The 26,037-nt window shown below is 67.4% G+C and carries 23 protein-coding genes and 1 pseudogene; 14 read left to right on the forward strand and 10 right to left on the reverse strand.

Annotation, left to right across the window (positions count from 1 at the left end; genetic code table 11):
• Positions 1–24: 24 nt before the first annotated feature.
• A complete protein-coding gene (locus AC5Y4D_RS13750; RefSeq protein ID WP_499941329.1) occupies positions 25–390 on the forward strand; it encodes an Rv1152 family transcriptional regulator in 366 nt (121 codons plus the stop codon).
• On the opposite strand, the gene AC5Y4D_RS13755 is transcribed toward AC5Y4D_RS13750, so the two are convergent.
• Together AC5Y4D_RS13755 and AC5Y4D_RS13760 are read right to left on the reverse strand one after the other, a co-directional pair.
• On the reverse strand, positions 387–1,211 hold the full coding sequence (locus AC5Y4D_RS13755; RefSeq protein ID WP_500037409.1) for a class I SAM-dependent methyltransferase: 825 nt from the start codon (positions 1,209–1,211) through the stop codon (positions 387–389). The genes AC5Y4D_RS13750 and AC5Y4D_RS13755 overlap by 4 nt on opposite strands.
• Positions 1,208–1,723 (reverse strand): DUF1697 domain-containing protein, encoded by a 516-nt coding sequence (locus AC5Y4D_RS13760; RefSeq protein ID WP_500037410.1) that lies wholly within the window; start codon positions 1,721–1,723, stop codon positions 1,208–1,210. The genes AC5Y4D_RS13755 and AC5Y4D_RS13760 overlap by 4 nt, the downstream gene beginning before the upstream one ends.
• A 42-nt stretch (positions 1,724–1,765) precedes the next feature.
• Here AC5Y4D_RS13760 and AC5Y4D_RS13765 point away from each other — a divergent pair, with 42 nt between their 5' ends.
• From AC5Y4D_RS13765 to AC5Y4D_RS13780, 4 genes are all read left to right on the forward strand, one after another.
• Positions 1,766–2,209, forward strand: a complete 444-nt coding sequence (locus AC5Y4D_RS13765) for a PPOX class F420-dependent oxidoreductase (protein WP_500037411.1) — start codon at positions 1,766–1,768, stop codon at positions 2,207–2,209.
• 9 nt (positions 2,210–2,218) lie between these two features.
• On the forward strand, positions 2,219–2,392 hold the full coding sequence (locus AC5Y4D_RS13770) for a DUF5302 domain-containing protein (RefSeq protein WP_499941321.1): 174 nt from the start codon (positions 2,219–2,221) through the stop codon (positions 2,390–2,392).
• 78 nt (positions 2,393–2,470) lie between these two features.
• Entirely contained in the window at positions 2,471–3,064 is a 594-nt protein-coding gene (locus AC5Y4D_RS13775) for an HhH-GPD-type base excision DNA repair protein (RefSeq protein WP_500037412.1), read from the forward strand.
• Positions 3,061–3,207: a hypothetical protein gene (locus AC5Y4D_RS13780; RefSeq protein WP_003875447.1), complete on the forward strand. Its 147-nt coding sequence runs from the start codon at positions 3,061–3,063 to the stop codon at positions 3,205–3,207. Before AC5Y4D_RS13775 ends, AC5Y4D_RS13780 begins: the two co-directional genes overlap by 4 nt.
• Before the next feature lie 99 nt (positions 3,208–3,306).
• Here AC5Y4D_RS13780 and AC5Y4D_RS13785 read toward each other — a convergent pair whose 3' ends face one another.
• Both AC5Y4D_RS13785 and AC5Y4D_RS13790 read right to left on the reverse strand, forming a co-directional pair.
• Positions 3,307–4,374 (reverse strand): Rv1157c family protein, encoded by a 1,068-nt coding sequence (locus tag AC5Y4D_RS13785; RefSeq protein WP_500037466.1) that lies wholly within the window; start codon positions 4,372–4,374, stop codon positions 3,307–3,309.
• A 28-nt stretch (positions 4,375–4,402) separates the two neighbouring features.
• Positions 4,403–5,161 (reverse strand): hypothetical protein, encoded by a 759-nt coding sequence (locus AC5Y4D_RS13790; RefSeq protein WP_499941319.1) that lies wholly within the window; start codon positions 5,159–5,161, stop codon positions 4,403–4,405.
• 156 nt (positions 5,162–5,317) lie between these two features.
• Between AC5Y4D_RS13790 and AC5Y4D_RS13795 the strand changes: the two genes are divergently transcribed.
• Positions 5,318–6,604, forward strand: coding sequence for a mannosyltransferase (locus tag AC5Y4D_RS13795; protein ID WP_500037413.1), 1,287 nt, complete (start codon positions 5,318–5,320; stop codon positions 6,602–6,604).
• Positions 6,605–6,628: 24 nt separating this feature from the next.
• Here AC5Y4D_RS13795 and AC5Y4D_RS13800 read toward each other — a convergent pair whose 3' ends face one another.
• Entirely contained in the window at positions 6,629–6,913 is a 285-nt protein-coding gene (locus AC5Y4D_RS13800) for a 4a-hydroxytetrahydrobiopterin dehydratase (RefSeq protein ID WP_499941315.1), read from the reverse strand.
• Between the two features lie 26 nt (positions 6,914–6,939).
• Here AC5Y4D_RS13800 and AC5Y4D_RS13805 point away from each other — a divergent pair, with 26 nt between their 5' ends.
• Complete coding sequence (locus tag AC5Y4D_RS13805; RefSeq protein ID WP_500037414.1) at positions 6,940–7,341, forward strand: (deoxy)nucleoside triphosphate pyrophosphohydrolase; 402 nt, start codon at positions 6,940–6,942, stop codon at positions 7,339–7,341.
• Between the two features lie 133 nt (positions 7,342–7,474).
• On the opposite strand, the gene AC5Y4D_RS13810 is transcribed toward AC5Y4D_RS13805, so the two are convergent.
• Positions 7,475–9,673, reverse strand: coding sequence for a serine/threonine-protein kinase (locus AC5Y4D_RS13810; RefSeq protein ID WP_500037415.1), 2,199 nt, complete (start codon positions 9,671–9,673; stop codon positions 7,475–7,477).
• A 151-nt stretch (positions 9,674–9,824) separates the two neighbouring features.
• On the opposite strand from AC5Y4D_RS13810, the gene typA reads away from it, so the two are divergent.
• From typA to AC5Y4D_RS13830, 4 genes are all read left to right on the forward strand, one after another.
• Entirely contained in the window at positions 9,825–11,711 is a 1,887-nt protein-coding gene (typA, locus tag AC5Y4D_RS13815) for a translational GTPase TypA (protein WP_499941311.1), read from the forward strand.
• A gap of 23 nt (positions 11,712–11,734) precedes the next feature.
• The gene (locus AC5Y4D_RS13820) at positions 11,735–13,624 is read left to right on the forward strand and encodes an ABC transporter family substrate-binding protein (protein WP_499989967.1); all 1,890 of its coding nucleotides are present in this window, start codon (positions 11,735–11,737) and stop codon (positions 13,622–13,624) included.
• A 225-nt stretch (positions 13,625–13,849) separates the two neighbouring features.
• Positions 13,850–15,976, forward strand: a complete 2,127-nt coding sequence (locus tag AC5Y4D_RS13825) for a PE family protein (protein ID WP_499989756.1) — start codon at positions 13,850–13,852, stop codon at positions 15,974–15,976.
• A gap of 157 nt (positions 15,977–16,133) precedes the next feature.
• Positions 16,134–17,207, forward strand: coding sequence for a PE family protein (locus AC5Y4D_RS13830; protein ID WP_500037416.1), 1,074 nt, complete (start codon positions 16,134–16,136; stop codon positions 17,205–17,207).
• Here the strand turns inward: AC5Y4D_RS13830 and AC5Y4D_RS13835 are convergent.
• Entirely contained in the window at positions 17,204–17,809 is a 606-nt protein-coding gene (locus tag AC5Y4D_RS13835; protein WP_500037417.1) for a TetR/AcrR family transcriptional regulator, read from the reverse strand. The genes AC5Y4D_RS13830 and AC5Y4D_RS13835 overlap by 4 nt on opposite strands.
• 85 nt (positions 17,810–17,894) lie before the next feature.
• On the opposite strand from AC5Y4D_RS13835, the gene mshB reads away from it, so the two are divergent.
• Together mshB and AC5Y4D_RS13845 are read left to right on the forward strand one after the other, a co-directional pair.
• Positions 17,895–18,788: an N-acetyl-1-D-myo-inositol-2-amino-2-deoxy-alpha-D-glucopyranoside deacetylase gene (mshB, locus tag AC5Y4D_RS13840; protein ID WP_500037418.1), complete on the forward strand. Its 894-nt coding sequence runs from the start codon at positions 17,895–17,897 to the stop codon at positions 18,786–18,788.
• Between the two features lie 98 nt (positions 18,789–18,886).
• Positions 18,887–19,348: a hypothetical protein gene (locus tag AC5Y4D_RS13845; protein WP_500037419.1), complete on the forward strand. Its 462-nt coding sequence runs from the start codon at positions 18,887–18,889 to the stop codon at positions 19,346–19,348.
• A 4-nt stretch (positions 19,349–19,352) separates the two neighbouring features.
• Here AC5Y4D_RS13845 and AC5Y4D_RS13850 read toward each other — a convergent pair whose 3' ends face one another.
• On the reverse strand, positions 19,353–20,210 hold the full coding sequence (locus AC5Y4D_RS13850) for a PE family protein (RefSeq protein WP_500037467.1): 858 nt from the start codon (positions 20,208–20,210) through the stop codon (positions 19,353–19,355).
• A 272-nt stretch (positions 20,211–20,482) separates the two neighbouring features.
• On the opposite strand from AC5Y4D_RS13850, the gene AC5Y4D_RS13855 reads away from it, so the two are divergent.
• Positions 20,483–23,056, forward strand: coding sequence for a bifunctional FO biosynthesis protein CofGH (locus tag AC5Y4D_RS13855; RefSeq protein ID WP_500037420.1), 2,574 nt, complete (start codon positions 20,483–20,485; stop codon positions 23,054–23,056).
• 62 nt (positions 23,057–23,118) lie between these two features.
• On the opposite strand, the gene AC5Y4D_RS13860 is transcribed toward AC5Y4D_RS13855, so the two are convergent.
• A complete protein-coding gene (locus tag AC5Y4D_RS13860) occupies positions 23,119–23,448 on the reverse strand; it encodes a hemophore-related protein (RefSeq protein WP_499941422.1) in 330 nt (109 codons plus the stop codon).
• A 235-nt stretch (positions 23,449–23,683) separates the two neighbouring features.
• Positions 23,684–25,714, reverse strand: a pseudogene (locus tag AC5Y4D_RS13865) (FAD-dependent oxidoreductase).
• Positions 25,715–26,037: the final 323 nt, after the last annotated feature.

The raw sequence follows: 26,037 nt of genomic DNA on the forward strand, positions 1-26,037 counted from the left end.
CCGCGCTTGGGCAATACTGGATGCGTGGAGTTGCGCGATTTGCTGAGGGTGGACGTCAAAGCAGGCAAGCCGTTGTTCGACCAGCTCAGGACCCAGGTGATCGACGGAGTGCGGGCCGGGTCGCTGCCGCCGGGCACCCGACTGCCGACCGTGCGTGACCTGGCCGGTCAACTCGGTGTGGCGGCCAACACCGTCGCCCGTGCCTACCGTGAGCTCGAGTCCGCGGCGATCGTCGAAACACGGGGCCGCTTCGGCACTTTCATCTCCCGCTTCGATCCGACAGACGCCGCGATGGCGGCCGCGGCCAAGGAGTACGTCGAGGTGGCCCACGCTCTGGGGCTCACCAAGAACGACGCGATGCGTTACCTCACCAACGTCGCGGAGGATTAGAACTCCAGCAGCGTCAGGTTCGGTCGTAGCGGGTCGAGGAGTTTGACCCGATAGACCGTCGACATCACGGCATTGAGCAACGCGCCCCGCCCCGGTGTCAGCCTGACGTCGCGGACGGCACGAACGCCCGGCACCGTGTTCACCAGATCGGCCGCCTGCGAAACGGACAGACTGAACGGCATGGTCGGCACTTTGTAGCGCAGCGTCGTCCGCATGCCGACCTTGCTCCACAGGCTGAACCAGCGTGGCGGGGTGTCGAAAAGCAGCCGGCCGCCGGGAAAACGCTTGGCGCACTCGGCGATCAACTCCAGCGACTGCTCGGGCTGTAGGTACATCAACAGCCCTTCGGCAGTGATGAAGACCCCGTCGCGCGGGTCGACGTCGTCCATCCAGCTGTAGTCCAGTGCCGACTGCGCCCGCACCGAAACCCGCGACGACGATGGCAGCAACCGTTCGCGGACCTCGATGATCGGGGGCAAATCCACTGTCAGCCAACGGAATTTGCTCTCCGGCAGGGCGGCTTCCAAGCGCCAGAAGCTGGTCTGCAAGCCTTCGGCCAACGCCACCACGGTGGCGGCCGAGTGCGTGCTCAGATAGTCCTGTGTCGCCAGGTCGAACGTCCGGGCGCGCAGCGCGATGTCCTGGCCGGTGCGGCCGAATTTGGCGAAGTCGAAGTCGATCGAGTCCACCAGCGTCACCGCCATCGGATCCTCGAGGACCGCGTCCGGCCGCCGCGCTTCGGCGGCTCTGGCGTTCAACGTCAGCAGCGCGGTCTCCGAGACGCCTTCGAGGACGACCTTGCGTGGTTTGGGGGTACTCACTTGATCACCTTGCCCAACGTGCGCAGATTGCGGGTGGTGGTCGACGACTTGTAGCGCTTCTTGCCCATCGTCGCGCCGATCGTGCTGTCCAGGGTGCTGCCCTTGGGCACCTGCCAGTAGATGACGCCCTCGCCGCGACCGATCTGCTCCTCGGGACCGGCGCTCAATTCGGTCAACTCATCGAGCACCTGCGGGTCGGTGACGAAGGTGACGTAGGACTGGTAGCCGTCGCGCTCGCGTTCGAACGGATACCCCTGGTCGATGGCGCGCACCGTGTCGATGTCGTAGGCCAGCACCCACGCGTCGTATCCGAACCGGTCGCGCAACGCGGTCTCCGCCTTCTTCCGTACCGTCGCGACCTTGGCCGACGATTCCAGCAGCACATTGCCGCTGGCCAGGATGGTGCGGACATTCTGGAAGCCCGCGGCGGTCAATGCCTCCGCGACCTCGGCCATCTTGAGGTTGACGCCACCGACGTTGACGCCGCGCAGGAATGCCGCGTACTTGGTCATCACTCAATTTCACCAGGGCGGTAGGAGACGTAGGCTTTCGGCATGGGACGCCAAGTCTTCGACGACAAGCTGCTGGCCGTGATCAGTTGCAACTCGATCGGGGTGCTGGCCACCATCAAGCGCGACGGGCGGCCCCAGTTGTCCAACGTGCAGTACCACTTCGATCCACGGCAGCTGGTGCTGCAGGTGTCGGTCACCGAGCCGCGGGCCAAGACCCGAAACCTGCGTCGTGACCCGCGGGCCTCGCTGCTGGTCGACGCCGACGACGGCTGGTCCTATGCCGTCGCCGAAGGTGTCGCGGAACTGACGCCGCCGGCCGCCGCGCCCGACGACGCCACCGTCGAGGCGCTGATTGCGTTGTACCGCAACATCGCCGGCGAACATCCCGACTGGGACGAATACCGCGAAGCCATGGTCACCGATCGGCGGGTGCTGCTGACGATGCCGATCTCGCACGTGTACGGGCTGCCGCCCGGCAAGCGTTAGGCTGCCGGTATGGCTGAATCGGAACCCCCAGAGGACGACACCAAGCGCAAGTTCCGCGAAGCCCTGGAGCGCAAGCAGACGAAGTCGTCGGGCGGGTCCGACCACAAGGACGGCGGCGGCAAGCAGTCGCGGGCGCACGGGGCGGCCGGTAACCGTCGGGAATTTCGTCGTAAGAGCGGATAGTTGTTGGCGGGCAACCGAATTCAGTGATGAAACTGATGCTGCGACGCGGCCGCGATGCGGCAGTTCTAGACTGAGGCCGTGCCGAAGCTGCAGCTCGTCCAAGATCCGGCCGCCGACGGCCTGCTGGACTCCAACCCGTTCGCGTTGCTGGTAGGCATGCTGCTCGATCAGCAGGTCCCGATGGAGACCGCGTTCGCCGGACCCAAGAAGATCGCTGACCGGATGGGTGGCTGCGACGCGGCCGAGATCGCCGAGTACGACCCGGACAAGTTCGCCGCGCTCTGTTCGGAAAAGCCGGCGATTCACCGATTCCCGGGGTCGATGGCCAAGCGGATCCAGGCGCTCGCGCAGATCATCGTGGACCGCTATGGCGGGGACGCGACTGCTCTGTGGACTGCCGGTGACCCCGATGGCAAAGAACTGCTGAAGCGGCTCAAGGGACTGCCCGGCTTCGGCGAGCAGAAGGCTCAGATCTTCCTGGCGCTACTAGGCAAGCAATACGGTGTCACGCCGGTGGGCTGGCAGTCCGCGGCCGGAGAGTTCGGCAAACCCGGCAGCTACGTCTCCGTGGCCGACATCGTCGATGCCGAATCGCTCGGCCGGGTGCGGTCGTACAAGAAGCAGATGAAGGCTTCTGCTTCGGGGAAAGCAAAAGGAAAGGCGGCCAAGTGAAGACGCACATTACGTGTCCGTGTGGTGAAGCCATCGTCGGCAAGGACGAGGACGAGCTCGTCGAGCTCACCCAGGCACACCTTGCCAGCGTGCACCCTGGTCTGGAGTACGACCGGGACGCGATCCTGTTCATGGCTTACTAGTCAGGCGCGTTGCCGGTCGCGAGCGTGCGCAGATGTACTGCGCCACGCCGGTGCGCCCCGGCATTTTGGGTGCGCGCTTGCCCACCGAGTGGATGGCAGCTACGGCACCACTGTCGTGCCGATGGTCGGCATGAACTGGCACTGGCGGTCTTTGGTCGTGACCTGACCGAAGATCGTGGACATGATGCTGCCCGAACCGGTGTCGACGATTGCGGTCAGCGTGGTCGGCCCTTCGGCGTTGATGTCGGTGCGTGGCTTCAGCGTGGCGCTGCCCGACTTGCCGGTGGTCAGGTTGATCCAGGTGACGTTCAACGGCAGCCGCTGCACCTCGGCAGGCCCGGGAGTGCCGACAGCGGTGAACACGTAGGCGGTCTGGCCGGGAGCGGGTCCCGGCGTCGGAATGGCGGCCGGACCGGCCACCGACAACGCCGTTGCCAGCGCATTGTTGCCCTCGCCCAGGCAGTTGGTGCCGATCGAGGGGTACATGAAGTCTTGGGTGGGCGGGGCATCGGGTCCGAACCCCGGGGCCGCGGCCGCGGGCGCTGGGGCCGGAGCCGGCGCTGGTGCCGCGACGGCCGCAGGTGCCGCGACGGGTGCCGCGGCGGGTGAGGGTGCGGCCACCGGCGCGGGCGCGGCCGGAGCCGGGGGCGCGCTAGGGGCCGCGGCAGGCGGCGGAACCGCCGGCCCGGGCAGCGGCGGGGACACCGGGCGCGGATTCACCGGCACGCCGACGGGCGGCGGGCCCGCCGCGTACACGGGGTCCACACCCGTCGGCAGGTGTTGCGGCACGCCGGGCACGACACCCGGCGCCGGCACGTGTGCCACCGGGCCGGCTTCGGGCGCCGGTGGTTCGGCGACGAACTGGTGCACCGACGACGCGACGTTCTTGGCCTCGGCGGGTGCCGAGGGGTTGTGGGTGAACGCCTGCGCGGCCGCCATCAGCAGCTGCGTCGCCTGCCCCGGATCGCTGGCTGCCTGCTGGATGATCGGACTCAACTGGGTCAACGCCGGCAGCCCCGGTAACTGGACAGGGTCGGTCGACGGCGTCACCGGGTCGGCTGCCGCGCTCGGACTGAGCACGAACGCGGCAGCCGATGTGACGACGACTGCGGCCAAACCTCTGGACAGACTCCAAGTGCTTGCCACGGTGTTTCTCCTGTTTATCAGTGGTAGGTCAGTCGTCGGAGGACAGGACTCAGGGCAGCGCCGCGAGCAGTGTCTGCGGCCCGGTCGCCGCCGGCGCACCAGGCGTGGCGCCCGAGAGCCCCGGGATCGCCGAGGTCAGCCCGGGCAGTGCGGCTTGTGCCAGTCCCGGCAGCGACGACGCCAACCCAGGCAGCGGCGAGGCAGGTGCCGCCGGGGCCGCCGGAGCGGACAGGCCGGGGATCGGGGTGTTGACCCCGGGGATGGACGGCACGCTCGCCGGCGCGGCGGCCGCCGGAGCCGTCGGAGCGGCGAGGGCCGGCAGCGGCGTGTTCACTCCGGGGATGGACGGAACGCTCGCCGGGGCGGGCGCGACGGGAGCCGCCGGTGCGGTGATCCCGGGGATCGGCGTGTTGACGCCGGGAATCGCCGGGACCGTCCCGGGCGAGGTCGCCGCCGGGACCGTCCCGGGTGAGGTCGCCGCCGGGGCGGTCGCGGGTGCGGTGGCTCCCGGAACCACGGCGGGAAGGTTCAACCCACCCGGGGCCGCGGGCGCCGGGTCGGGCGCGCGCAGCACACCCTGCGGGGCCGGCGAAGTCGCCTGCGTCAACGGCGGGGTGGCGCCCAGTGCGGTCGCCAGGTTCTGCAGGATCTGCGGCGCGTTGGCCGCCGAGGCGATGAGTTGCTGCGGGATGTTGGGTTGCGGCGGAGCCGGAGCGGGGTCGGCGTGGGCGATACCGCCCGTCAGTAGCGCGGCGGACGAGCCGACGAGTACGGCGGCGGCCCGGACGTAAGTCCAAATGGTTGGCATGACTCTCCCTGGTTGTCTTCAACTGGCTCTAGCAAGGCCCCCCAAGGACCTGCGGACGAAGCTATCGCGGTACAGAAGTGACTCAAGTGACACGTGTGGCATTTACGCGATCGTTATCGATACGAGCGACAGCGGTGACCGACCACCAGGGATTCGTTGCGCGGTCGTTATCGACCCGGCGCGCTGACTAAAGTCGGTCGGATAGACACCACATCGGCCGCCCCGGCGGCAACCACCGGCCGGCGACGCGCGCTTTCGCTGGCGACGGTGGCGCCGCTGCTCCTGATCCTCAGCGTCGCCGCCAGGTTCGGCTGGACCTACCTGTCGCCGCACGGCGCAAACTTCGTCGACCTGCACGTCTACGTGGGCGGGGCCGCCGCCCTGAACCACCCCGGCACGCTGTACAGCTACGTCTACGCCGACCAGACTCCGGACTTCCCGCTGCCGTTCACCTATCCGCCCTTTGCTGCGGTGCTGCTATATCCGCTGCACGCGGTGCCGTTCGGGCTGCTTGCCCTGCTATGGCACGTCGCGATCGTGGCGGCACTGTACGGGGTGGTGCGGATCAGTCAGCTGCTGATCGGCATTGGTTCGGACCGGCGGGTGGCGCTGTTGTGGACGGCGATCGCCATCTGGATCGAACCGCTGCGCAGCAACTTCGACTACGGACAGATCAACGTGTTCCTGGTGCTGGCGGTGCTGGCAGCGGTCCACACCAGCCGGTGGTGGCTTTCGGGTTTGCTGGTCGGTCTCGCCGCCGGGGTCAAGCTGACCCCGGCCATTGCCGGGCTGTATCTGCTGGGCGCGCGCCGCTGGGCGGCGGCGCTGTTCTCGATGGCGGTCTTCCTCGCCACGGTCGGAGTGTCGTTGCTGGTTGTCGGTGAGCAGGCGAGGTACTACTTCACCGATCTGCTCGGCGATGCGCACCGCATCGGTCCGATCGCTACGTCGTTCAACCAGTCCTGGCGCGGCGCGATCTCACGCATTCTCGGCCACGATGCCGGCTACGGGCCGCCGGTGCTGGCCGCGATCGCGGTGACGGCGGTCGTTGCCGTCCTGGCCTGGCGGGCGCTGGAGCCCACCGATCAGCTGGGCCTGTTGCTGGTGGTCGAGCTGTTCGGGCTGCTCTTGTCGCCGATCTCCTGGACCCATCACTGGGTGTGGCTGGTCCCGCTGATGATCTGGCTGCTTCATGGGCCGCTGCGGGAGCGGCTGGGAGCCAAGATCCTGGGGTGGGGCTGGCTGGTGCTCACCGTCGTCGGCGTGCCCTGGTTGCTGAGCTTCGCGCAGCCGACCATCTGGGCGATCAGCAGGCCGTGGTACCTGGCCTGGGCGGGGACGGTCTACGTGGTCGCCGCGGTGGCGACGCTGGGTTGGATCGCCCGCGCTGCGCCGAACGTCACGCTAGCGCGACGGCCGACGCCCAACGTCACGCCAGCGTGACGGGCGGGCCCAGAAGCCGGAGCGTCAGCTGCCGACGATCCCGTCGATGGCGCGCGCCATGTCGATGTCGTTCTGAGTGATGCCGTTCTCGGAATGTGTCACCAACGCAAAAGTCACTGTCGTCCAACGGATGTCGATATCCGGATGATGATTCTTGGACTCGGCGTGCTCGCCCACCCGGCGCACCGCGTCGATCCCGTCGAGAAACGCCGGAAACTTGACCGCCCGGCGTATCGTGCCGTCGACCCGCTCCCAGCCGTCCAGGTCGGGCAGTGCGGCGTCTACTTGCTCGTCCGATAACACAGCCATAGCAGCTAGGTATACCCTCACTGCCCATGCCGAACCAGGTCGTCGTCGCCGGCGCAATCGTCGCCGGGTCGGTCCTTCTGGTGGCGCAACGGGATCGACCTCCTGAGCTCGCCGGCCTGTGGGAACTGCCCGGCGGCAAGGTCGCCGACGGAGAATCCGAACCCGCCGCGCTGGCCCGTGAACTGGCCGAGGAACTCGGAGTCGACGTCGCGGTCGGGGAGCGGCTGGGCGAGGACATCACGCTGAACTCGTCGACGGTCTTACGGGCCTATCGCGTGCGTCTGCTGCGCGGTGACCCACGGCCGCATGATCACCGGGCGCTGCGCTGGGTGACGGCGGCAGAGCTGCCCGAGGTCGACTGGGTGCCCGCTGATCGCGCCTGGTTGCCCGACCTGATCCGTGCCCTGTCCTGCGGTTCAACGCGTTGATTCTGCGCTGAGGTCGCAACTTACTCGCACTTTCGCGCCCTAGGCGCAGAGTCAACAGCGAAAGACGCACAGCAACTGCGCCTATTGAGTCGTCTACGGCGGTGAGAAGGTGGCCGAGCCCCCGACTAGTCGGTTAGCGCCGCGGCGGCGTGGCTGGCGACTTCGGCGGTTCGGGTGGCGCGCCTGATAGCGAATTCGGCTGGGCGGCTTCGCTATTCCGGCGTGCCAGCTGTCGTGCGATCAGGCCGCCCACGACGGGGATCACCCCGATGGCGCTAGCGCTTACCAGCAGCATGATTCCAGTCGTAACGAAATCAGACCACTGAACGACGGTTAGCGCCAATATGCCTGCGCCGTAGCAGATGCACGCGCGCGCGAGCGCGCGAGTGGGTCTGCGGGAGATCGGGATGAACATCAGTACCAAGCCAACGACGGCGAGGAACACGCTGAAATAGGTCAGCGACTCGCTACCGGTGTAGAGCCCGGTGACGTCCAATAGCAGCGTGCACAGTGCCAAGGCAGTCAGCGCGCAACCGGTAATCGTCTGATCGGCGTGTGCCCGTCCGCGGCCAAGGACCAGCAACACTATTCCGGGGATTATTCCCATGACGAGCAACCACTTGACGGCGGCGATGTACGACTCTCGGTAGTAGTAGTGGTAGTAGTGGGAGTGATAGCTGGGGGACACCCAAGACCACGAAATCCAGTGTGGCGGGGCCAGCAGCAGGGCAACCGAGATTGCCAAGACGATCACGCCGACGAGGACACAACTGAACCCACCAATGCTTATCGGGGGCGACTGGGGTTTGATACCTCGGGCGGCCAACCGCCACGCGATGGCGCCGGCGGACAGCAAAATCAGGCCGATGGTAGCGGCGACGACTATAAAGAACGCTGCAGCGGGGATCCCTGCGAGAACGGGCAGAGTCGCCTCGATCAGAGACAACATCAGGATGCCCGTCCCGATCAGCAGAGTGCCACGCGCAAGCGCGGGTGTGGGCCGTGGAAACAAAGGGATGAGGAAGAGCAGCAATCCCACGATGGCTAGCATGCCGGGAAGGCCAACAAGGCCAACACCGTTATATCCGAAAAGCAGCGGTGCGAGGCCTGCTCCTAATCCCAAAGAAACGAGGGCGCAGCCCGCCATCGTCTTAGCCACCTGCGCGCGCCCACGGCCGCGAATCAGCAGCACAATTCCTGGGATGACAACGAGCATGGAGATCCACGGTGGGAAGAATCTCAACCAGCTGGCAGCGGCCGTCGCGAGCGTCAGCAACACGAGTCCGGTGAGGATGCAAGCGAATCGGCCGACACCGACGGCAGGCGCCGCGATGCGAGGGTCCGGCGGCGCGACGAGTGACGCATGCCGGGTGGGCGCCAGTTCGGTGGGTTGCTGCGGCGACGGCGCTCTGGGCGGCCCCGTCGGCGCTCTGGGCGGCCCCGACGGCGCCCTGGGCGGTCCCGACGGCGCCCTGGGCGGCTCGGGCGGCGGCCCCGGCGGCCGATACGGCGGTGGCGCCGCGACGAGCGCCTGTTGAGCCGCGGCCGACAACTCGGCAGCGGTTTGGTAACGCTCTCCGGGTTGTTTGGCCATGCCGCGGGCAATGACTTCGTCGAATCCCACTGGAATGGCAGGGTTCAACGCGCTGGCCTTCGGCGGAGCCGTCGTAAGATGCGCGGCGATCTGCTGCTCCATGCTGTCGCCAGGGAAAGGCGTTGTCCCGGTGAGGCATTCGTGCAACACGCAGGTGAGTGCGTAGACGTCGGCGCGGGCGTCGACCGCGCCGGCCACGAAACGCTCCGGGGCCATGTAGGAGAAGGTGCCGACCATCATGCCGGTCTGGGTCAGTCTGGTCGCCGAGGCGTCGTGCGCGATGCCGAAGTCGATGAGGTAGACGTGCTCGTCCGGGGTCATCAACGCGTTCGACGGTTTGATGTCGCGATGCACCAGTCCGCTCTTGTGCGCCGCGTTCAGCGCCGCAGCCAACTGCTGAATCACTCGCACGGCCCGCGGTGGGCTCATGGCCCCCTCACGCTGCAACACCGTCTGCACGTCGATGCCCTCGATGACGGGCATGACCAGGTAAAGACGTCCGTCGATCTCGCCGGTGTCGTAAATGGGAATGATGTGCGGTTCGGTCAACCGGGCTGCGACCTGGGCCTCGCGACGGAACCGTTCCCGGTATCCGTCCAGCGTGGCCATCTCGGGCGGCAGCACCTTGATGGCGACGTCACGCCCGATCACTGTGTCGTGGGCCTTGAACACCTGGCCCATGCCGCCTTCGCCGATCAATTCCAGGAGCCGGTAGCGCCCGAAGGCCACCTCATCCATAGCCGGGATGCTACTCACGAAACTGCCGTTTGACCCGGTACAACGCCAACGATTCCGCGTCGGGGGTGCACCCTACGCGCCACAGACGCAGAGTCGACAGCGGATCACGCCCAGTTCGCTATCCGGCGGCCCCACTGCCACAATCACCGACGTGCCATTCCGCAATGTCGCCATCGTCGCCCACGTCGACCACGGCAAAACCACCCTGGTCGACGCGATGCTGCGGCAGTCCGGCGCGCTGCACGAGCGCGGTGAAGTGCAGGAACGCGTCCTGGACAGCGGTGATCTGGAGAAGGAAAAAGGCATCACCATCCTGGCCAAGAACACCGCCGTGCACCGCCACCACCCGGACGGGACCGTCACAGTAATAAATGTCATAGACACTCCCGGCCACGCCGACTTCGGCGGCGAGGTGGAGCGCGGCCTGTCCATGGTGGACGGGGTGCTGCTGCTGGTCGACGCATCCGAAGGCCCGCTACCGCAGACCCGGTTCGTGCTGCGCAAGGCACTCGCCGCGCATCTGCCGGTGATCCTGGTGGTCAACAAGACCGACCGGCCCGACGCGCGCATCGCCGAAGTCGTCGAGGCCAGCCACGACCTGTTGCTCGACGTCGCCACCGACCTGGACGACGAGGCCGCCGCGGCCGCCGAGCACGCGCTGGGCCTGCCGACGTTGTACGCGTCCGGACGCGCCGGCATCGTCAGCACCGCGCAGCCGCCCGACGGCCAGGTCCCGGACGGCACCAACCTGGATCCGCTGTTCGAGGTGCTCGAGGAACACGTCCCGCCGCCCAAAGGCGACCCCGAGGCGCCGCTGCAGGCGTTGGTCACCAACCTGGACGCCTCGGCGTTCCTGGGCCGGCTCGCTCTGGTCCGCATCTACAACGGCAGGTTGCGCAAGGGCCAGCAGGTGGCGTGGATGCGCGAGGTGGACGGGCTGCCGGTCATCACCAGCGCCAAGATCACCGAATTGCTGGCCACCGAAGGCGTCGAACGCAGCGCGACGAACGAAGCGACAGCTGGAGATATCGTCGCCATCGCCGGCATTCCCGAAATCATGATCGGTGACACGCTGGCCGACCCCGACCACGCCCACGCCCTGCCGCGCATCACCGTCGACGAGCCGGCCATCTCGGTCACCATCGGCACCAACACCTCGCCGCTGGCCGGCAAGGTATCCGGTCACAAACTGACCGCGCGCATGGTCCGCAACCGGCTGGACGCCGAACTCGTCGGCAACGTCTCGATCCGGGTCGTCGACATCGGCCGGCCCGACGCCTGGGAGGTGCAGGGCCGCGGCGAGCTGGCGCTGGCGGTGCTGGTGGAGCAGATGCGCCGGGAAGGCTTCGAACTCACCGTCGGCAAGCCGCAGGTGGTCACCCGCACCATCGACGGCAAGCTGCACGAACCGTTCGAGGCGATGACGATCGACTGTCCCGAGGAATTCGTCGGTGCCATCACCCAGTTGATGGCCGGTCGCAAGGGACGCATGGAAGAAATGAAGAACCATGCCGCGGGCTGGGTCCGGATGGACTTCATCGTCCCCAGCCGCGGGCTGATCGGCTTCCGCACCGATTTCCTCACCCTCACCCGCGGCACTGGCATCGCCAACGCCGTGTTCGACGGTTACCGGCCGTGGGCCGGCGAGATCCGGGCCCGCCACACCGGTTCACTCGTGTCCGACCGCACCGGCAGCATCACCCCGTTCGCGATGCTGCAGCTCGCCGACCGCGGCCAGTTCTTCGTCGAGCCCGGGCAGGACACCTACGAGGGCATGGTCGTCGGGATCAACCCTCGCGCTGAGGATCTCGACGTCAACGTGACCCGCGAGAAGAAGCTGACCAACATGCGCTCCTCGACCGCCGACGTGATGGAGACGCTGGCCCGGCCGCTCGAACTGGACCTGGAACAGGCCATGGAGTTCTGCGCGGCCGACGAATGCGTCGAGGTGACCCCGGAGATCGTGCGGGTCCGCAAAGTCGAGCTCGACGCGACCTCGAGAGCACGCAGCCGGTCGCGGGCAAAGGCTCGGGGCTAGGCCGCGTGCGGCTCGATACCCTGATGGGCGTGCTGCACCGAGCCCGCCACGTCCTGGTAGCGGTCGGTGTGCTGGTCGCAGCCATCGGCCTGGTGTTGTCGGGTTGCACGGTGAGCCCGCCGCCGGCGCCGCAGAGCACCGACACCCCGCACAACGTGCCCCCACCCCCGCAGCACCCCACCCAGATCATCATGGGCATCGACTCGATCGGCGCCGGCTTCAACCCACACCTGCTCTCCGACCTGTCTCCGGTGAATGCCGCGATCAGCGCGCTGGTGCTGCCGAGCGCGTTCCGGCCGGTACCCGACCCGAATTCGTCGACGGGTTCGCGCTGGGAGATGGATCCGACTCTGCTGATCTCGGCTGAGGTGACCAGTGAAAATCCATTCACGGTCACCTACAAGATCCGCCCGGAAGCGCAGTGGACCGACAACGCGCCGATCGCCGCCGACGACTTCTGGTACCTGTGGCGGCAGATGGTCAGCCAGCCCGGCGTGGTGGACCCGGCCGGCTATGACCTGATCACCTCGGTCCAGTCACTCGAGGGTGGCAAGCAGGCCGTGGTGACCTTCACCCAGCCGTATCCGGCATGGCGGGAGTTGTTCAACAACCTGCTGCCCGCGCACATCGTCAAGGATGTGCCGGGCGGGTTCACGTCGGGGCTGGCCCGTGCGCTACCGGTCACCGGTGGTCAGTTCCGCGTGGAGAACATCGATCCCCAGCGCGACGAGATCCTGATCGCCCGCAACGACCGCTATTGGGGCCAGCCCGCCAAGCCGGCGCTGATCCAGTTCCGCCGCGCCGGGGCGCCGGCCGCGTTGGCGGATTCGGTGCGTAACGGCGACACCCAGGTGGCTCAGGTGCACGGCGGTTCGGCCGCGTTCGCGCAGTTGTCGGCGATTCCCGACGTGCGGACCGCCCGGATCGTGACGCCGCGCGTCATGCAGCTGACACTGCGGGCCAACGAGGCCAAGCTGGCCGATTCCCAAGTGCGCAAAGCGATCCTGGGGTTGATCGACGTCGACCTGCTGGCCGCGGTGGGTGCCGGCAGCGACAACACGGTCACCTTGGACCAGGCCCAGATCCGGTCGCCGAGCGACCCGGGCTATGTGCCGACCGCTCCGCCGGCGATGAGCACCACCGCGGCACTGGGCCTGTTGGAGGCTTCCGGGTTCCAGATCGAAAGCACCACGTCGGTGTCCCCGGCGCCGCCGGGACCCAATACCACCACCACGGCGAGCGCCGGACCTCCGGAAGTCATCCGGGGCCGGATCAGTAAGGACGGCAAGCAACTGTCGCTGGTCATCGGGGTGGCGGCCAACGACCCGACCGCGGTGGCCGTCGCCAACACCGCCGCCGACCAGCTCCGCAATGTCGGGATCGCCGCCACCGTGCTGGCGCTGGACCCGGTGGCGCTGTACCGCGACGCGTTGAACAACCACCAAGTCGACGCGCTGGTGGGCTGGCATCAGGCCGGTGGGAACCTGGCCACGTCGCTGGCGTCCCGCTTCGGCTGCCCAGCGTTGCAGGCCACGCAAATCTCGCCGCCGGTTACGCCGACCAGCAGTCCGGCCGGCTCGACCGCGGCGAGCTCGTCGATCGGACCCGACACCACCACTTCCAGCCGCCCGCCGGACCCCGGGGCGCTGGTGAAAGCGCCGTCCAATCTCACCGGAATCTGCGATCGCAGCATCGAATCGAACATCGAGGCCGCACTCAACGGAACCAAGAACATCAACGACGTGATCACCGCGGTGGAACCGCGACTGTGGAACATGTCGACAGTGCTGCCGATCCTGCAGGACACCACGATCGTCGCGGCGGGACCCAGCGTGCAGAACGTCAGCCTCACCGGCGTGGTACCGGTCGGGATCGTCGGTGACGCCGGGCAGTGGGTCAAGACCGGCCCGTAATCCAAAACGGCCCTTCACCAGGCGTGACGCCGACGTAGGCGCGGGCTGGCGGGCGCCCGGGCCGACGTCCGCGGCGGCCAATTGTGCTCGTGACAAATTGTTATCGAAATTATGGTTTGGAATCGGCGCCGGTGGTCAACACCCGCGATACGTTCGACCAGGTGCTGTCGGGGGCTACCTGGCGAACAGGGGTAAGCCAGCAATTTTGCTAGGTGAGGGGTCACCATGTCGTTTGTCTTTGTCGAGCCACAAATAATGGCTTCGTTCGCCGCGCAACTCGAAGGCATCGGTTCGGCGCTCAGCGCCGCCAATGCGGCGGTGGCGGGGTCGACGACCGCTCTGGTGTCCGCGGCGCAGGACGAGGTATCGGTCGCGATCGCCGCGCTCTTCTCCCAGAACGGTCTTGGATATCAGCAGCTCAGCGGTCAGGTGGCCGCGTCCTACGGGCAGTTCGTCCAGACAGTGGCGGCGGGCGCGAACGCGTATGTGGCGGCCGAGACGGGTGCGGTGCAGACCCTCTCGGGCCTGCTGGCCGCACCGGCCGCCCCGCTGGACGTCTTCGCCCAGGCGCATGCCGCATTCACGGCCAACCTGGTCAATGCCGAGGTTTCGTTCAACCGGGCGCTGGTGGGCGCCGAGCTCAGTCTGCAGCAGTTGATCTTCGGCACCGACACCGCACTGAACGGTGCGATCAACGCGGGTCTGACCTCCTTCAACTCCGTTATAGGCGCGGGCCAGCAGGCGTTGAATCTGGTGGTGGGCGCCCAGATTCCGGCCGACTTCAACGCGAGTCTGGCGGTCAACGGCACCGGAAACGTCGGCTTCGGTGGCCTCTCCGGTGCCTTCAGCGGCGGCCTGAATGCCCTTGGCGCCCAACTCAATGCCGCGCTGTCGGGCAACTTCAGCTTGACCCCCGAGCTCGCTGGACTGGTGCAGGCGGGTAACTCGGTGATCGCGCAGGTCAATGCCGGGATCGCGCAAGTGAATGCCGGTCTGGCCAACCTGTCCGCGCTGGCCCAGACCGGCGGGTCGCTGAGCAGCAACATCAATGCAGGTCTGGATGCCTTGGCGCAGACCGGCGGCTCGCTGGCTGCCCAGCTGAACTCGGCCATCTCCGGAAGCTTCGCCGGCGGCCTGCCCGACTTCGCCGCGCTGGCGGGCAACTTCGGAGTCAACCTGCCGGCCCTGACGGCCAACATCAGCGGCAGCCTGTCCAACCTGAATGCTCAGCTGAATGCCGCCCTGTCCGGGGCGCTGTCCGGCAATTTCCTCGGCGGCCTGCCCGCCCTGGACTTCGGTCTGGTGCTGCCCGCGCTGCCGGGCGGATTCCCGCTGAACCTGGAAGGCCTGGCGGCCAGTTTCAACGCCGCACTCGCCGGCCTGGGCAGCGGTTTCGCGCTGAACCTGCCCGCGTTGGCGGCCAACCTCACCGGCGGCCTCGGCCCGCTGAGCGCGCAGCTCAATGCGGCGCTGACCGGAGCCTTCAGCGGAGACACCGCCGCACTCGCGGCGCTGGTGAACACCGTGGCGGGCCTTCCCACGGCTGGTCTGGCGGGGTTGAACCAACTTCAAGGCAGCGTATTGGGTTCGCTGGTCGCCAACGAGATCGCTTTCAGCCAGGCCCTGGTGATCAACGAGCAGGCACTGGTCACCGCTCTGCTCGGACCCGCGGCGCTGCTCGGTCCGGCCGGCTATCTGCTCAACGCCGGCAACCTGCTGCTGGGCACCGGCGCGCAACTGGTCAACGGTGTCGTGGGTGCCCCGGCGGTCAACCTGACCGCCGACCTGCTGGTCAGCCCCACGCTGGCGCTCGGCGGCGGCTTCCCGCCGGTCGGTGGGTTGACAGGTGTTGTGCAGCAGCTGCTTTCGCTGAACACAGCCCTGGGTGGTGTGCCGGGACTCGATGTCGCGCTGCTGACGCAGCTCGGGCTGACCCCCGCGAACTTGGATGCTCTGGTCAACGCCCAGCTGGCCTTCAACACCAACCTGGTTGCCAACGAACAGCTCTTGCAGCTGGGCATCTTCGGCACCGGCGGGGCGCTCAACGGAGCGGTCAACAACGCTCTCAACGGCCTCAACCTGCTGCTGGTCGGTACACCGCAGGCGGCGATCAATGCCCTGCTCGGAATTCCCGCCGGGGATTTGACCGGAACCTTGCTGGTCAGCGCTCCGACCGATGTGTTCGGTGGGTTCACCGCCGGCGGCCTGCTGGGCGCCACGGTGCAGAAGTTCCTGTTCGACGCCTCCCTGATCAGTTCCGTGCTGACGCCCTTCCAAACCGCGTTCAACGGGCTCTTCGATGTCAGCGTCGACGCGGGCGTGGACGTCGAGGTCGATCAGCCCCTCCCCTGACCGGGTATCCACGAAACGAATCCAGATCGGTTTGTCTAGTTCATTTTGGAGAAAGACGCCATCTGGCGCCGCCTGCGTCGCTAGCATCACTGATCGTTGACACAGCTACACGACCGGCCGGGGAGGGCCGTGCGTGGCACGGGTGGGGAGGTCCGCGATGTCCTATTTGACGACGGTGCCGGAGTTCGTGGCGGCGGCAGCCACGGATCTGGCGGGCATCAATTCCGCGATCGGCACCGCGAGCAGTTCGATAGCGGAAGCGACGACGGCGGTGTTGCCGGCCGGCGCCGACGAGATATCGGCGGCCATCGCATCGTTGTTCGGCGCGCACGGTCAGGCTTTCCAGCAACTCAGCGCGCATGCTTCGCAGTTCCATGAGCAATTCGTGCAAGCCCTGCGTGGCGGCGCCAACGCCTACGCCGCCGCCGAGGCTGCGAACGTCGCCCCGTTGCAGGCGGCCGCCGCGGGCCCGCTCCAGATGGTGGAGCAGTCCCAGCTCGCTTTCAACTCGAACCTGGTAGCCAACGAGCTGGCGTTCAACCAGGCGCTGGTGTCCAATGAGATCGCTTTCGAGCGGGCGTTTTTCGGCACCGACAGCGCCCTCAACGGGGTCATCAACCGCAGCTTCAATGTCGGCAACCTGTTGGTGGGCACCGGCGAGCAGGCGGTCAACTTGTTCTTCGGCGCGCCGACACCGGCGAACTTCACTTCCAGCCTGTTGCTCGGTTCCGGAGCTCAACCCTTCAACGGCGGTCAGGTCGGCGGCCTCGCCGGTGCCTTCTACCAGGGCTTGACCGTCCCGGCCAATGTGTTAGGTCTGGTGCCAAGCGCCGGAACCACCGGTGTCCCGGCGATCCCGTTCGCGCAATTGGAGCAGATGCAGATCGGTTTCAACTCCAACCTGGTCGCCAATCAAATGACCTTCAACCAGGCGCTGGTCGCCAACGAAATCGCCTTTGAGCGGGCGTTTTTCGGCACCGACAGCGCGCTCAACGGGGTTCTCAACCGCGGCTTCAACGTAGGCAACCTGCTGGTGGGTACCGGGGAGCAGGCCGTGGACCTGTTCTTCGGCGCGCCGGTACCGTCCAATTTCACCTCGAGCTTGCTGCAAGGCACCGGGGCTCAGTCCTTCAACGGCGGCCAGATCGGCGGCGTGGTCGGCGCGTTCGATCAGGCCCTGGCGGCCGGCGCCAACCTGATCGGCCTGTTCACGGAGCCGTTCAGCGCCTAATCCGCCTGCGACGCAACGGGTTTCGGTGGTATCACGGTGTCTACGATGAGCGCCATCTCGCGTCGGGTCAACGGGGTTGCGGTCAGCATGAAGTGCTGATTGATCAATGCGGGTCCCACCCGCGCGCTCAGCGGCGTCAGCGTCGCGGGATCGAGTTCGCCGTCGGCGACCGCGGTTTGCAGGATCGACTCGACGATCTTCATGCGCGGCCCCACCACGGCTTCGGCGAAGATCGCGCGCAACTCGGGCTCGTGGAGCAATTGGCTGATGATCTCCAGGCCGGGAAAGTCGGTCTTGCCGGCCAGCACGTCGCGGTGCGCGGTGAACACCGTCAGCAGATTCTCCCGGGCGGAGCGGCCCGGCCGTAGTTCGGGCAGCGGCGGCAAGGTGTGGATCAAGGCGGCCTGCACCAGATCGTGTTTGCTGGCCCAGCGCCGGTACAGCGCTGCCTTGCCGGTGTGGGCGCGCGCGGCGATGCCCTCCATCGAAAGCCGTCCGTATCCGACCGCGGCCAGTTCGGCCACCGCCGCCGCGTATAGCGCGCGTTCGAGTACTTCGCCGCGCCGGCGACTGCGGGCGATGGTCTGGGTCAGCTGCGCCATCCGACGATAGTAGGCGTCGGCGTTCCTATTGGTCGCCAAAGGTGGGTTTTCTTCCGAACGTCGTGCTGCCGGGTACTGTGCGTCCATGTCCAGGCCGCGGCTGCTGTTCGTCCATGCGCATCCCGACGACGAGAGCCTGAGCAACGGTGCCACCATCGCGCACTACACCGCGCGCGGCGCGCAGGTCCACGTCGTCACGTGCACCCTCGGTGAGGAGGGTGAGGTGATCGGGGACCGGTGGGGCCAACTGGTCGCCGACCACGCGGACCAACTCGGCGGCTACCGCATCGGCGAGCTCCGTCGGGCTTTGGCCGCGTTGGGCGTCGCCGAGCCGATCTACCTGGGCGGCGCGGGACACTGGCGCGACTCCGGCATGGCCGGCACCGAAGCACGCACCGGACGCGAATTCGTCCAGGCCGACGAGCGGGAGGCGGTCGGCGCGCTGGTGGCGCTGATCCGCGAGCTGCGCCCGCACGTCGTCGTCACCTACGACCCGGACGGCGGATACGGGCATCCCGACCACATCCGCGCCCACGCCGTCTGTACCGCCGCGGTCGCCGAAGCGGGCGTGCAGGACGATTCGGGCGACCCGTGGCCGGTCCCGAAGTTCTACTGGACCGTGCTGGCCCGCGACGCGGTGGTAGCAGAACTGCGCGCGCTGGGCCCCGAGGACCTACGCCCCGGATGGGTGCTGCCCCCGGAGGACATTCCGTTCGGCTACCCCGACGAGCGCATCACCGCCGTCGTCGAGGCGGACGCCGACGCACACGCCGCCAAGGCGGCCGCACTGGCCGCGCACGCGACCCAGGTGGTCGTGGGCCCCACCGGCAAAGCCTGCGCGCTGTCCAACAACCTGGCTCTGCCCATCCTGGCCAGCGAGCACTATGTCCTCATCGAAGGCTGCGCGGGCGAGCGCGACGAGCGCGGCTGGGAAACGGATCTCCTTGCCGGTCTGGGCTTCAACGGCTCCGGCACGTAGGCTTCGGAGTGGCAGCCTTGCAGCGACTGGAGGAAACACATGGACCCCGATTTGGACCCTAACCTGCAGCACTGGCAGGACCGCCTCGACAGCCTGCAGTGGGTGCTGGGATCGATCGCCTCGCAGATCGACAGCGTCCCAACCTGACCGACACCCAGCCACGCACCGCCTCGATCGAAGAGAGCGGCGCGACGGATCCCGCGGTCAGGTTTGTTGTATTGGCGCTGCTTGCCGTCGACGGTGTGTTGTCCGCACTCGCCGGGGCGCTGCTGCTGCCTTCGTATATCGGCTCGATTCCGTTTCCGGTGAGCGCGTTGCTCAGCGGGCTGCTCAACGCCGCCCTGGTGTGGGCCGCGGCGCGTTGGACCGCATCACCGCGGCTGGCCGCGCTGCCGTTGTGGACCTGGCTACTGACCGTGGCGGTGCTGAGTCTGGGCGGCCCGGGCGGCGACGTCGTCCTCGGCGGTGCGGGCGTGCTGGCCTACGGGGCGCTGTTGCTGGTGGTGCTGGGAGTGGCGCCGCCGGCGTGGGTGTTGTGGCGTCGGCACCGTCACCGGTGAAGGATCAGGGGAACGGCGGGAACGGTGGTAGCGGCGGCAGGAAGCTCAGGAACCAGTCGATCTCGGTGTTGATGAACTGGTTGACCGAAGCCGTGGTGGCCGACCAGAAATTGCTCAAACCCTGACTGAAGCTGACGGTTCCGCTCAGAAAGTCCAGGGTATTGAACAGGCCGCTCTGCACCATCGGTTCGAACAGGTAGTAGAAGAAGTTGATCTGCGGGGCCAGGATCCCGACGTACGGCAACCAGCCGGCCAGGTAGGCAGCCAGGTTGAAGCCGTATTCCACATACGGCTCGATGGACAGGTAGGCGTTCTCGATCGCGGTCGCCCACGACACCGGTAGGACGGCCGCGGGTGCCGCGGCGGCCGGTCCCAGCAGCCCGCTGGTGGCCGCGAGGCCACTGATACCGCCGGTTGGTTGCAGCTTCAGCGCACCGAACACATTGCCGATGCCGGGACTCTGGATGCCAGAGAAGACGCTCTGCACCTCACCGGCCAGGCCGGCCGCCGAGGGTGCGATCACCGATTTCCCGACGAGCTGTTCGGCCGGTGCGGCGACCGCATTAAGCAGGGTCCGCGCGGCACCGGACTCCGCGTTGGAGTAGGCGTTCGCGCCGGATCCCAGGGCCTGCACGATCTTTTCGTGAAACGCCGACACCTGGGAGCTGAGCTGCTGGTAGCCCGCGGCGTGGTTGGAGAACAGGGCCGCGACCTGCGCCGATACCTGGTCGGCAGCCGCGGCGACCACGCCGGTGGTGGGCGGTGCGGCGGCGGCGTTGGCCGAACTGATCTCGGTGCCGATGCCGGCGATATTGGCCGCCGCGGCTTTCAGCGCCTCCGGCGCTGCCTGCACGAACGACATCTCACTCACCTCTACTTGATACCAAAACGGCTGCCGCCAAAGCCGCTTCCGCCGGTGACCGGTTACGCATCGTATCGCGGTCGTCCGCGGCTATTGTCCCACTCGGCGGGCATTTCGCCGAATCGCGCATCCCGGTCAGTCACGGGCGGCGGGCGCCCTGCCGCTACTGTTGCGCGTATGGCGCCAGGGATGCCCAGGTTTCCCGCAGAACAGGACGTGCGGATGACGCGGATGAAATCGCCGCGCGGGGAAGTTACACCAACGTGCCCTTGATGTCGGAGCCTCCGGAGCCCACGGCTTTGCCCAACCCCGCGCTACCGCTGAGAGCCGATCGTTCGGCGTTGCGCCGCGTGCTACGGCGGGCGCGAGACGGTGTCGCGCTCAACATCGACGAGGCGGCGGTCGCGATGACCGCCCGTGGCGACGACCTCGCCGACCTGTGCGCCAGCGCGGCACGGGTGCGCGATGCAGGTTTGGAATCGGCCGGGCGCCGCGGCCCGGGCGGGCGATTGCCGATCAGCTACTCGCGCAAGGTGTTCATCCCGGTCACCCACCTGTGCCGGGACAACTGCCACTACTGCACGTTCGTCACCGTCCCGGGCAGGCTGCGCGCCCAGGGCATCGGCCTGTACATGGAGCCCGACGAGATCCTCGACGTGGCACGCCGCGGAGCCGAACTCGGCTGCAAGGAAGCATTGTTCACGCTGGGGGACCGCCCCGAGGACCGCTGGGCCGAGGCGCGGCAGTGGCTCGAGGAACGCGGCTACGACTCCACGTTGTCCTACGTGCGAGCGATGGCCATCCGGGTGCTGGAGGAAACCGGCCTGTTGCCGCACCTGAATCCCGGCGTCATGACCTGGTCGGAGATGTCGCGGCTCAAGCCGGTGGCGCCGTCGATGGGCATGATGCTGGAGACGACGTCGCGGCGGCTGTTCGAAACCAAAGGCCTTGCGCACTACGGCAGCCCGGACAAAGACCCCGCGGTTCGGCTGCGCGCCCTGACCGACGCCGGCCGACTGTCCATCCCGTTCACCACCGGGCTGCTGGTGGGTATCGGCGAGACGCTGGCCGAACGCGCTGACACCTTGCACGCGATCCGCAAGTCGCACAAGGAATTCGGGCACATCCAAGAGGTCATCGTGCAGAACTTCCGGGCCAAGGAACGCACGGCGATGGCCGCGGTGCCCGACGCCGGTATCGACGACTATCTGGCGACGGTGGCAGTGGCGCGGTTGGTGCTCGGACCCGCCATGCGCATCCAGGCGCCGCCGAACCTGGTGTCCCGCGACGAATGCCTGGCCCTGGTAGCCGCCGGCGTCGACGACTGGGGCGGTGTTTCGCCGCTGACACCCGACCATGTGAACCCCGAACGTCCGTGGCCCGCTCTGGATGACCTGGCCGCCGTCACCGCACAGGCCGGCTACGACCTGGTGCAGCGGCTCACCGTGCAACCGAAGTACGTCGCGGCCGGCGCGGCGTGGATCGATCCGCGGGTGCGGGGACATGTTGCGGCGCTTGCTGATCCCGCGACCGGGTTCGCCCGCGACGTCAACCCGGAGGGGATGCCGTGGCAGGAGCCGGACGAGGTGGCTTCCTCGGGTCGGGTGGATCTGAACGCCGCGATCGACACCGAGGGCCGCAGCACCGAGACCCGCAGCGACCTCGAAAGTGCTTTTGGCGACTGGGATTCCATTCGGTCGCGGGTGCATGAGCTCGCCGCGCAAGGCGCCACAGCGCCAGAGCGCCTAGACACCGAGGTGCTGGCCGCGCTGCGCTCGGCCGAACGCTCGCCGGGCCGTTGCACCGACGACGAATACCTGGCCCTGGCCACCGCCGACGGACCTGCGCTGGAAGCCGTTACCGCACTTGCTGATTCGTTGCGCCGTGAGGTGGTGGGCGACGACGTGACGTTCGTGGTGAACCGCAACATCAACTTCACCAACATCTGCTACACCGGCTGCCGGTTCTGCGCCTTCGCCCAGCGCAAAGGCGACGCCGACGCGTACTCGCTCTCGGCGCAGGAGGTGGCCGACCGAGCGTGGGAGGCGCACGCCGCCGGTGCCACCGAGATCTGCATGCAGGGCGGCATCGACCCCGAGTTGCCGGTGACCGGTTACGCCGATCTGGTGCGCGCGGTCAAAGCCCGCGTCCCGTCGATGCATGTGCATGCGTTCTCGCCGATGGAGATCGCCAACGGGGTCACCAAGAGTGGGCTGAGCATCCGCGACTGGCTGACCAACCTGCGCGAGGCGGGTCTGGACACCATTCCCGGCACGGCCGCCGAGATTCTGGACGACGAGGTCAGGTGGGTGCTCACCAAGGGCAAGTTGCCGACGTCGTTGTGGGTGGAGATTGTCACCACCGCGCACGAGGTGGGCCTGCGGTCGTCGTCGACGATGATGTACGGCCACGTCGACAACCCCAGGCACTGGGTCGGGCACCTCAATGTGCTGCGGGGCATTCAGGACCGCACCGGCGGTTTCACCGAGTTCGTGCCGCTGCCGTTCGTGCACCAGAATTCGCCGCTGTATCTGGCCGGCGCGGCGCGTCCCGGGCCCACCCACCGGGACAACCGCGCGGTGCACGCCCTGGCGCGGATCATGCTGCACGGCCGTATCGCGCATATCCAGACCAGTTGGGTGAAGCTCGGTGTCGAACGCACCCAGGCGATGCTCAACGGCGGTGCCAACGACCTGGGCGGCACGCTGATGGAGGAAACCATCTCGCGGATGGCCGGCTCCGAACACGGGTCGGCCAAGACGGTGGCCGAGCTGGTCGCTATCGCCGAGGGCATCGGACGGCCCGCGCGTCAGCGGACCACCACCTACGCATCACTGGCGGCATAAACGCCGCAAGCGCAACGCACCCGATCCCGGAGGATCACGGCGTTGCGCTTGCGGGTCAGAACTCAGTAGTTGTTACAGGAAACTGCAACGGACTCGACGAGCCCCACATACTGCGCGGCGCCCGGCATGGCCTGGAGCTGCGCCGCCATCTGCCGGCGCTTTGCCGGCGGTGAGGCGATGAAGGAGTTCAGCCAGCCGGTCGCCACCGGCGAGGCGGTGAGCTGTGCGGCTGCCGCCGGGTCCTGCGCGTTGAGCGCGGCCATGACCTGCCCGTAGTTGCAGGTCGAGTTGACGGCCGCATCCAGCGGGTCGGCGGAGGCGACACCGGTCCCCAAGCCCAGCGACACTGCCAAGCCTCCAGCCACCACGGCTACTTTGGTAAACGACAACATTTTGGACACCTTCCCCAACTTATTGCACCGTCGACAAGACGGCGACGACATCTGCCCAGCGGTTGCCGTCTGCGTTAAAGGCTACCAGGCTCCCTGGGCATGCTCCCATCAGAATTGTTATCGCCAGATCCCCGCCGGATGTAACTTTTCGCAGGTCAGAGCGGGTATGGGCGGCAGTTTCGCGCAGGGCGAACGGCCTCGGACCGCCGCCCAGCGGGCTACCTTCAAAGGTTTTTCACAGCCTGGCCGCGAGCTCGGTGCCCTGTCTGATCGCGCGTTTGGCGTCCAATTCGGCGGCAACGGCCGCCCCGCCGATGACGTAGGGATCGCTCCCCGTCCGGCGTAGGTCGTCCTGGAGATCGCGCACCGAATCCTGACCGGCGCACACGACAACGCTGTCCACCGCGAGTATCTGGCGTCGCCGCCGGTCCGGGCCGAAGCTGATGTGCAGGCCGGCGTCGCTGACCCGCTCGTAGTTCACCCCGGACAGCTGGTGCACGCCCTTGGCCTGCAACGAAGCTCGATGCACCCACCCGCTGGTCTTACCCAGTCTCCGTCCCTGCGGGCCCTTGCTGCGCTGCAGCAGGTAGACCACTCGGGCCGCCGGGGTAGGCAAAGCGGGGACCAGGGCTCCCCGCAGGTCCGCGGGACCCTCGTGCGAGTCGACGATTCCCCATTCGGCCTTCCACTCCTTGACGTTCAACGTCGGCGACTGCTCGGTCACCAGGAATTCGGCGACGTCGAAGCCGACGCCGCCCGCGCCGATGACGGCCACCGTCTTGCCGACCGGCTTGGCGCCGGTGATGGCCTCGGCGTAGGTCAGCACCTTGGGATGGTCGATACCGGGGACGTCCGGGATGCGTGGCGATACGCCGGTGGCCAGTACGACGACGTCGTAGTCGGCCAGGTCGTGGGCGCCCACCCTGGCGCCCAACCGAACGTCGACGCCGAACTTCGTCAGCATGGTCGAGAAGTACCGGATGGTCTCGGCGAACTCCTCCTTGCCGGGAATGCGGCGAGCCAGGTCGAACTGACCGCCGATGAAGTCGTTCGCGTCGAACAACGTGACCCGGTGTCCGCGCTGTGCGGCGCTGACCGCCGCGGCCAATCCGGCGGGGCCGGCGCCGACGACGGCCACGTCCCGGGTGTGCCGGGCCGGCGCCAGCACCAGCTTCGTCTCGTGTCCGGCGCGCGGGTTGAGCAGGCACGACACCGTCTTACGGGCGAATGCGTGGTCCAGACACGCTTGATTGCAGGCGATGCACGTGTTGATCTCGTCGGCGTGGCCGGCTGCGGCTTTGTGCACCCACTCCGGGTCCGCCAGCAGGGGTCGGGCCATCGAGACCAGTTGCACTCCGGTGTCGGAAAGGATCTGTTCGGCGGCTTGCGGCATGTTGATCCGGTTGGATGCGATCACTGGGATGCCGACGTGTCCGGCCAACGCACTGCTGATGGCGACGAACGCGCTGTTGGGGACCGAGGTCACGATCGTGGGTACTCGCGCCTCGTGCCAGCCGAACCCGGAGTTGATGACGGTGGCGCCGGCGGCTTCGACTTCGGTTGCCAGCGCGAGGATTTCGTCCCAACTCTGACCTTCTTCGACATAGTCGGCGAGCGACATGCGCTAGGAGATGACGAAATCGGGTCCGACGGCGGCCCGGGTGCGGCGCACGATCTCGACCGGAAATCGGCGGCGGTTGATCGCGTAGCCGCCCCAGGAATCGGTGCGGTTGTTGGTGCGTGGCGCCAGGAACTGGTTGACCAGATAGCCTTCGCTGCCCATGATTTCGACGCCGTCGTAGCCACCGTCACGCGCCAACCGAGCGCACCGCACGAAATCGGCGATGGTCGATTCGACACCACGACCGCTCAGCGTGCGCGGCCGAAATGGGTTGATGGGCGCCTTGATCGACGATGCACTGACCGAAAGCGGGTGGTAGGCATAGCGTCCGGCATGCAGGATCTGCAGCAGGATCCTGCCGCCCTCGTCGTGCACCGCGCGGGTGACGCGACGATGCCGTCGTGCCTGCCGCGAGGTCGTCAGATCCGAGGCGAACGGCAGCAGCCAACCGGTGCGGTTGGGCGCGTACCCACCGGTGACGAGGAGCCCGACGCCGCCGCGGGCGCGTTCGGCGAAGTACGCGGCCAGTCGATCGATGTTGCCGGCGCGGTCTTCCAGCCCGGTGTGCATCGACCCCATGACCACCCGGTTGCGTAACGTGGTGCAGCCGAGATCCAACGGAGACAACAGGTTCGGGTAGTTCACCGGTTCTCCTCGGCGCCGCGCAGCTGGACGGCTATCTCACGAGGACCGTTGTGGCTCAACGCATCACCTCGGCCGGGCGGTCGGGTCGAGCGGCTCGGCGATCCAGCGCGCGAGTTCCGCCCACCCGTCGTTCTCCATCGTCGGCAGCGTCCGGCATGGGGGGCGCTGCGGGAGACGAGACCAGCCTGGGGAAGCGCCATCCGCGCAGCATAGGGGTGGTTGCACCCGGCTATGCCGCGAGGTGCACCATGACTGGACATATTTTCGGGCGTGCCATTTGGTCGGCCTGTATGTGCAACGTCTAGTATCAGTAACCAAAGCAG

The sequence above is a fragment of the Mycobacterium sp. NGS67 genome (assembly GCF_059812185.1).

What these genes read in the sequence shown, in the direction of transcription:
- AC5Y4D_RS13825 (WP_499989756.1), top strand. Translation starts at nt 13,850, where the DNA reads ATGTCGTTTGTCTTTGTCGAGCCACAAATAATGGCTTCGTTCGCCGCG.
- AC5Y4D_RS13805 (WP_500037414.1), top strand. Translation starts at nt 6,940, where the DNA reads ATGCCGAACCAGGTCGTCGTCGCCGGCGCAATCGTCGCCGGGTCGGTC.
- AC5Y4D_RS13800 (WP_499941315.1), bottom strand. Translation starts at nt 6,913, where the DNA reads ATGGCTGTGTTATCGGACGAGCAAGTAGACGCCGCACTGCCCGACCTG.
- AC5Y4D_RS13770 (WP_499941321.1), top strand. Translation starts at nt 2,219, where the DNA reads ATGGCTGAATCGGAACCCCCAGAGGACGACACCAAGCGCAAGTTCCGC.
- AC5Y4D_RS13850 (WP_500037467.1), bottom strand. Translation starts at nt 20,210, where the DNA reads ATGTCGTTCGTGCAGGCAGCGCCGGAGGCGCTGAAAGCCGCGGCGGCC.
- AC5Y4D_RS13765 (WP_500037411.1), top strand. Translation starts at nt 1,766, where the DNA reads ATGGGACGCCAAGTCTTCGACGACAAGCTGCTGGCCGTGATCAGTTGC.
- AC5Y4D_RS13810 (WP_500037415.1), bottom strand. Translation starts at nt 9,673, where the DNA reads ATGGATGAGGTGGCCTTCGGGCGCTACCGGCTCCTGGAATTGATCGGC.
- AC5Y4D_RS13835 (WP_500037417.1), bottom strand. Translation starts at nt 17,809, where the DNA reads ATGGCGCAGCTGACCCAGACCATCGCCCGCAGTCGCCGGCGCGGCGAA.
- AC5Y4D_RS13830 (WP_500037416.1), top strand. Translation starts at nt 16,134, where the DNA reads ATGTCCTATTTGACGACGGTGCCGGAGTTCGTGGCGGCGGCAGCCACG.
- AC5Y4D_RS13855 (WP_500037420.1), top strand. Translation starts at nt 20,483, where the DNA reads ATGTCGGAGCCTCCGGAGCCCACGGCTTTGCCCAACCCCGCGCTACCG.
- AC5Y4D_RS13790 (WP_499941319.1), bottom strand. Translation starts at nt 5,161, where the DNA reads ATGCCAACCATTTGGACTTACGTCCGGGCCGCCGCCGTACTCGTCGGC.
- mshB (WP_500037418.1), top strand. Translation starts at nt 17,895, where the DNA reads ATGTCCAGGCCGCGGCTGCTGTTCGTCCATGCGCATCCCGACGACGAG.
- AC5Y4D_RS13860 (WP_499941422.1), bottom strand. Translation starts at nt 23,448, where the DNA reads ATGTTGTCGTTTACCAAAGTAGCCGTGGTGGCTGGAGGCTTGGCAGTG.
- AC5Y4D_RS13820 (WP_499989967.1), top strand. Translation starts at nt 11,735, where the DNA reads ATGGGCGTGCTGCACCGAGCCCGCCACGTCCTGGTAGCGGTCGGTGTG.
- AC5Y4D_RS13760 (WP_500037410.1), bottom strand. Translation starts at nt 1,723, where the DNA reads ATGACCAAGTACGCGGCATTCCTGCGCGGCGTCAACGTCGGTGGCGTC.